The organism is Edaphobacter sp., assembly GCF_035532915.1.
In the GTDB taxonomy this organism is placed as follows: Bacteria; Acidobacteriota; Terriglobia; order Terriglobales; family Acidobacteriaceae; genus Edaphobacter.
Window position 1 is genome coordinate 1 of record NZ_DATKQC010000111.1, and the last position, 5838, is coordinate 5838.

Here is a 5838-nt window from a genome sequence, read left to right on the forward strand (position 1 = left end):
ATGTTCGAACGCTATACGGAGAAGGCACGGCGCGTGATCTTCTTCGCGCGGTATGAGGCCAGCCAGTTCGGCTCGCCCTATATCGAGACTGAGCACCTGCTGCTTGGCCTGTTGCGCGAGGACAAGGCATTAACCAACCGCTTCCTGCGCTCGCACGCTTCAGTGGAGTCAATCCGCAAACAGATTGAGGCGCATACCACCATTCGCGAAAAGGTCTCCACCTCTGTGGACCTGCCGCTTTCCAATGAGTGCAAGCGGGTCCTGGCCTACGCGGCTGAAGAAGCCGAGCGCCTGGGCCACAAGCACATTGGCACCGAACACCTTTTGCTCGGTCTTTTGCGCGAGGAGAAGTGCTTTGCCTCTGAGATTCTGCAGGAGCGCGGCCTCAAGCTCGCGCAGATTCGCGATGAGCTGGCGCGCGTCACCCAGGAAAAGGCTCCGCAGCAAGCCCGCCAGCGCGAGTCCAGCCTGTTGGCAGAGTTCTCGCGCGACCTGACCCAGGCTGCGATGGACGGGCAGCTCGATCCGCTGGTCGGGCGCGATGGCGAACTCGAGCGCGTCATTCAGATTCTCTGCCGCCGCACCAAGAACAATCCAGTGCTCATTGGCGAGCCCGGCGTCGGCAAGACGGCCATCGTTGAAGGCCTCGCGCAGCGCATCGCCGACGGCGAAGTGCCCACCTTCCTCGCCGACAAGCGCGTGCTCGGCCTCGATCTCTCGCTCATCGTGGCCGGAACGAAGTATCGCGGCCAGTTCGAAGAGCGCCTCAAGACCATCATGAAAGAGCTGATGGAAAACCAGAACTCCATCATCTTCATCGACGAGTTGCACACGCTGGTGGGCGCGGGTTCGGCCGAAGGTTCGCTCGACGCGGCGAACATCCTCAAGCCGGCTCTTTCACGTGGCGAGATTCAGTGCATCGGCGCCACTACCCCGGCCGAGTACCGCAAGTCCATCGAGAAAGACCGCTCCCTCGAGCGCCGCTTCCAGGCCGTCAAGGTGCCGCCGCCCAACGAGGCCGACGCCATCAAGATCATCAACGGCATCAAGGACCGCTACGAGAAGTTCCACGCCGTCAGCTACACCGATGCGGCCGTCGAGTTTGCCGTGTCGCATTCCAATCGCTACATTCCCGACCGCTTCCTGCCCGACAAGGCAATCGACTTGATCGACGAGGCCGGCGCGCGCGTCAAGCTGCGCCAGACCTCTCTGCCCGAAGAAATCACCGAGGTGCAGAAGCGCATCAAGTTCATCGTCCACCGCATGGACTCGGCCATCGCCAACCACGAGTTTGAAAAGGCCCGTTTCTACTCCGACGAGGAACGCAAGGAGCGCGAAAACCTGCGCGCGCTGCGCGACAAGTACCACCTCGACGACTCCGCCGCCGGCATCGTGGGCCGCGAAGACATCGAGGATGTGGTGAGCCGCTGGACCGGCGTCCCCGTCACCAGCATCAAGGAAGAAGAGACGCAGAAGCTGCTCCGCGTGGAAGAAGAGCTTCACAAGCGCGTCATCTCGCAGGAGAAAGCTATCTCAGCGCTGGCCCGCGCCATTCGCCGCAGCCGTGCCGGCCTCAAGTCGCCGCACAGGCCCATCGGCAGCTTCCTCTTCCTCGGCCCCACGGGCGTGGGCAAAACCGAGATGGCCCGCACCCTGGCCAACTTCCTCTTCGGCTCCGACAAGGCGCTCATTCGCTTCGATATGTCGGAGTTCATGGAGAAGCATTCGGTCTCCAAACTCATCGGTTCGCCTCCAGGTTACGTGGGCTACGAGGAGGGCGGCCAGTTGACCGAACGGGTCAAGCGCTCGCCGTACTCCGTGGTCCTGCTCGACGAAATCGAGAAGGCGCACCCCGATGTTTTCAACATCCTGCTTCAGGTCTTTGAGGATGGACAGTTGACCGACGGTCTCGGCAATACGGTCGACTTCAAGAACGTCATTCTCATCATGACCTCCAACATCGGCGCCCGCCACCTGATGAAGAAGCAGGGCCTCGGCTTCCAGAGCGACCGCGAAGACATCGTCAACGACAAGGTCGAGGAACTGGTCAAGCAGGAGGTCAAGAAGACCTTCAATCCCGAGTTTCTCAACCGCCTCGATGAGGTCATCCTCTTCCAGTCGTTGTCGGACGGCGACCTGTTGCAGATCGTCGAGCTGCTTATCCAGCAGCTCAACGCCAACCTGGCACAGAAAGCTATTACCATCTCGGTCACCGAAGACGCCAAGAAGTGGATTCTGGAGAAGACCCTCGTCGATCGCAGCTACGGCGCGCGTCCCTTGCGCCGTGCCTTGCAGCGCTACGTCGAGGACCCCTTGTCGGAAGCCCTGATCGCCGGCAAAATCACCGCGCGCCCAGCCTTCCTCGAGGTCTACCTCGATGCCAACCAGCTTTTCTATCGCCCCGTCAGCGCCGACGAAAGCGGCAGCGAAGAAAAGGCCGCAGGCATTCTCCTCTTCAGCAATTAACCGGGTGCCCCAGAGCCTGCCCTGAGCTTGTCGAAGGATCCCGTTTTTGGAACCTGGGAATCCTCCAGACTTAATCACCCCCGGCCAACCCGCCGGGGGTTTTCAATGGTGGCTGTGAACCTGTGAGACTGCGCTGTGAACTGCCCAACCCCCAGGTCGAACCGCCATCCCCGGTGATACGATGGCTAAACATTCTTTCCGGAGAGCAAAACAATGAGTGAACTTCCCCAGTCAAGCGGCCTCACATCGGAAGAAATCACCACGATTACGCGTCAGACCAACTACGGCACATGGCGCTTTCAGAAAACCTGGAAGCCGCTGCATATCGCCGACGCCGAAGGCTGCTGGTTTACTGACGGCGCGGGCAAGCGCTACCTCGATTTCAGTTCGCAGTTGATGTGCGTAAATCTTGGCCACAAGAATCCCCGTGTCGTAGAAGCCATCGCCGAGCAGGCGAGGGAACTGGCCTACGTCGCGCCCGGCTACGCCACCTCAGCCCGGGCCAGACTGAGCGCCAAGCTGCTTGAAGTATTGCCCGAAGGCCTGAACAAATTCTTCTTCGCCACCAGCGGCACCGAAGCCAACGAAGCCGCTTTCAAAATCGCACGCATGTACACGGGGAAAACCAAGATCATCTCCCGCTACCGCTCCTATCACGGATCCACAAACGGTTCCATCGCGGCAACGGGCGACCCGCGCCGCTGGGCCATGGAACCCGGAGGCAAGGCCAACGGCTTCGTCTTCGCGCCCGAGACCAACTGCTACGACTGCCCCATCAAGCACACCTATCCCGGCTGCAACATTGCCTGCGCCGACTACATCGAGCACATGATTCGAAACGAGAGCGACGTGGCCGCCATCATCCTGGAGCCCGTCGTTGGCACCAACGGTGTCCTCGTCCCGCCGCCGGAGTACTTTCCGCGCCTGCGCAAAATCTGCGACCAATACGGCGTGCTGATGATCGACGACGAAGTCATGGCCGGATGGGGCCGCACCGGCAAGTGGTTCGCGGTCGATCACTGGGGCGTCAAGCCCGACATCCTGGTCACCGCCAAGGGCATCACTTCCGCCTATGTGCCGCTTGGCCTCTGCGCCACCACGAAGAAGATCGCCGACTACTTTGAGGATCACTATTTTTCCCACGGCCACACTTACGAGGCGCATCCCATCACGCTCGGGCCCGCCGTGGCCACCATTGAAGAAATGCAGCGCCTTGACCTCGTGGCTCGCGCCGCCTCGCTTGAGCCCTATGTCCGCGCCAAGCTCGAAGTCCTGAAGGCCAAGCACCCGTCGGTGGGCGATGTGCGCGGCCTGGGCCTCTTCTTCGGCGTAGAGATTGTGAAAAACCGCGAGACCAAGGAACCCTTCAACACCATGCGCGACAAGGTCGAAGGCAAGCCGCTAATCGTCGATCAGATCGCCGCCAAAATGATGGCCGACGGTGTCGCGCAGCAAGCCTGGGTGAGCCACTTCGTCATCGCCCCGCCGTTGATTGTCACCAAAGAAGAACTGGATCTCGGCATCGCCGCCCTCGATGAGCACCTGAGCATCGCCGATGCGCTGGTGAAGTAGGCTGCGGGATCAAAGCACGGAAGGACCCTGTTTCGGCTCACCCGCCGAGCTCAGCGGCTGCGTCAGTCCCAGGGTCGTGATGATTTCCGGTGGGAGTTCCTCAAAATAAATCACTGCCGATTTCGCGCGATGACGATTGAAGACCCAAAGGCCCACCGCGGCGGCTCCGAGAAAGATCGTCATCCAGGCAAATTGGAGCGAATCGTGGAGCGCGCCCATTTCGTATCCCACACTTGGGATTGCGAGGATAGCAAAGACGAAAAAGGAGCCCCAGAGCACAAACTGAATGTTCACCTTTCCCGGCAGGTAAGAGCATGTGAAAGGGACCTTATAGAAGCCGATAAGGCTGAGATCGACAAGGATCGATCCAAGAAGAGCCAGAACCACAAGGTGACCTGCGACCTGAAGCAGCGGCCTCATCGGGAGCATAAGAGCCGCTGAGAGCATCCAGACGGGAACGACGGCAAGGATCAGCAGCGACTTTCGCGTTGCGGCAATGTACTTCTGCGACGGGCAAAGTTGCGTGGTGCGCAATACCCAGTTCGCGTTGAGCGAAATCGGCAGGGAGAATACGCTGCGCAGTCCGCCCACTGCGAGACTCATCATCAGGAACGTCGCGATGAGGAAGTCTGCCGTCACCGGACGAAACGTCGCAGCCGACAGCGAGACTTTCACGGAAGAGAGTGCAAGCGCGAGCACCAGTGAGAGATAAAAGGCAAACGCAACGCGATGATGCCTGCTCCGCGTCAGCGACCGGATGCTAAAGAGAACGATTGCGGTTTCGAGCGCATCGCCGAAGTGCGGTGTCCAATGCCAGCCGTGCGCTCCCGGCACAATATCCGGTTCCTCAACGGTCTTTTTCATGGTGCGCAGGTAGCAGAGCAGCAGAGAGGTGACTGCCCCGAAGATCACGACAGCCAGGCCGATCCATGCCCGCAAGGCCAGCCAGGCAAGATTTGTGGGCAGCGAACCGTTGAGTTGATTGAAGAGGCCAAAGAACCAGAAGGATGGCGAACTGGCCAGCAACCATTGGTTTTCAGGGGCCGCGAACGTTGCAGGTGTTTCGAATGAAGGCTGAAGGAAATAAGCACCGAGAAAGAGGCCGAATGCTCCGAGCTGCAAGAGCGCGGAGAGACGCAAAAAGAGCCGGCGCGGAAGCAGAAGCGCGATCAATCCCTGCACCGTTAGTACAGCGCAATAGATAAACAGGCTCGCTGCGACCATCGTGAACCAGTAAGCCGCAAAAGATTGAAAGAATCTCCAGCCGGATCCGAGCTGGGTGGCCAGAAGTGACGGGCACATAATGCCCGATGCGCAGTTGAGCGTCACGACTGCAAGCCCCAACAGCGTGGCCGAAGCTGCCACTTTCGCAAAGAGAATCGTGCGTGTGCCCAAGGGTAGAGGCGACAGCACCATCACATCGCGCCGGTCGGGGAAGGTCGAGTCCCAGCAAATAACCGTAATCAGGCCGGCCACCAACATTTCGGTCGTGATCAGATACTGCTCGAAATACCATGGCATCTTCAGAAAGAAGACATCAAGGGCCGCCGCGTGAACCAGGCTGAACATGATGAGGATGCCCGCAAACTGGCCGAGGAATCGGGGTATGTCGGCTTCAATCGACAAGGCTTCGAGATCGACAACGCGCAGGAGAAACTGGCGGTACAGGATGCGAAACTGCAGCGGCAGACGCGCGAGTAACTTGCCTGCCAACTCACGCATGGATCAGATCCGCGATCTGGCGGGCCATGGCGGGCGAGTCCTGTTCGACGGCAAGCTGAGAGAAGATGCCTTCGAGCG

At 59.8% G+C, this 5838-nt stretch carries 3 protein-coding genes; 2 read left to right on the plus strand and 1 reads right to left on the minus strand.

The features are described from left to right. Both VMU57_RS05700 and VMU57_RS05705 read left to right on the plus strand, forming a co-directional pair. Window positions 1–2466, plus strand: a 2466-nt coding sequence (locus VMU57_RS05700) for an ATP-dependent Clp protease ATP-binding subunit (protein WP_325381668.1), incomplete at its 5' end; no start/stop codon positions are given. A gap of 213 nt (window positions 2467–2679) precedes the next feature. Continuing rightward, on the plus strand, window positions 2680–4038 hold the full coding sequence (locus VMU57_RS05705) for an aspartate aminotransferase family protein (RefSeq protein ID WP_325381669.1): 1359 nt from the start codon (window positions 2680–2682) through the stop codon (window positions 4036–4038). Window positions 4039–4047: 9 nt separating this feature from the next. On the opposite strand, the gene VMU57_RS05710 is transcribed toward VMU57_RS05705, so the two are convergent. Beyond that, a complete protein-coding gene (locus VMU57_RS05710; RefSeq protein ID WP_325381670.1) occupies window positions 4048–5760 on the minus strand; it encodes a hypothetical protein in 1713 nt (570 codons plus the stop codon). Between the last annotated feature and the right edge of the window lie 78 nt (window positions 5761–5838).